This is a genomic window from Streptomyces sp. NPDC059696, assembly GCF_042733745.1.
Lineage (GTDB): Bacteria > Actinomycetota > Actinomycetes > Streptomycetales > Streptomycetaceae > Streptomyces.
Window position 1 is genome coordinate 1 of record NZ_JBHWFG010000151.1, and the last position, 1,043, is coordinate 1,043.

Annotated in this window: 1 protein-coding gene; it reads right to left on the minus strand. The window is 65.3% G+C overall.

Going from position 1 to position 1,043, the window contains the following annotated elements:
* Positions 1–414, minus strand: a 414-nt coding sequence (locus ACFV20_RS37270; protein ID WP_385665651.1) for an SOS response-associated peptidase, incomplete at its 3' end; no start/stop codon positions are given.
* Positions 415–1,043: the final 629 nt, after the last annotated feature.

Sequence of the window (1,043 nt, forward strand, 5' to 3'; positions counted from 1 at the left end):
GAATTCGTAGAGTCCGGCGAAGGCAATCGGATCAGGAACCGTGGGGGAAAGGTAGGTCGGGATCTTTCCGTCCTCGGTCTTTTCCCACTCGTAGTAGCCGTCTGCGGGCACCAGCGCCCGTCTCTTCACCGCCGCCTTGCGGAACGCGGGCTTCTCCAGGATGGTCTCCCGGCGGGCGTTGATCATCCTGGATCCCACCCTGGGGTCCTTTGCCCACACCGGCACCAGGCCCCATTTGGCTGTGGCCAGGCGGCGCTGCGTGCCGTCCGGGCCGCGGCGTTCCGTGATGATGCGCACATCATCCGTCGGGGCTATGTTCCAGGACGGTCCCACGTCCTCCCCCACCACCTGGTCCGCCGCGAAAGCCGAAACCAGGTCCGACGTGGCCCGGGCCATCACATATCGTCCGCACATGGACAGCATTGTGCCGCACTTCGGCGGCGGAACCCAGTGCAGTCGTTCCTCGCCTGCCGGCTAAAGGATTCGAACGTATGTTCTACTTAAACCATGGATCCTCAGGCTGCGGCGCGGCTGGCGGCCAGGTATGCCAGGCGCGCGGAACCCATCGGGCTGACTCCCGAAGAACTTGATTTTGACCACTTTCCGCCCACCACGGCCATGCCCGCCATCCCGGTGTGGGCGTGGATCCGCTTTCCGGGCTGCGCAGAGCACGTTGCCGGCGAAACCTGCACCTGGTCAGCGAAAGCGGTCCAGGTGCTGTGGGAAGACGCCGGCGTCAGGCGCTCCACCTGGGTGTGGGCATCGGCGGTTTCCCGGCGCTCCAGTGGACGGTCCCGGACCGCGCTTGGCGAGAGGACTCCGGCTTCGGGGAGTAAAAATGGAAGAACCTAGTTCCGGTTTCCAGCAGTAGAAAGGTCCAGGCACGTGAACGCCCCGTGCACCTGCATCCGCTCTGCCGATCCCGCAACCGGCCGGATCGGCGTCGCCGTCTATGACCCGTTTTGCCGCCAGCGGATGCACCGCATCAGCGGCTCCACCCTGCGCGAGCCTAGCTACGGTTCCAAGCATTAGCCTCCCGCCGG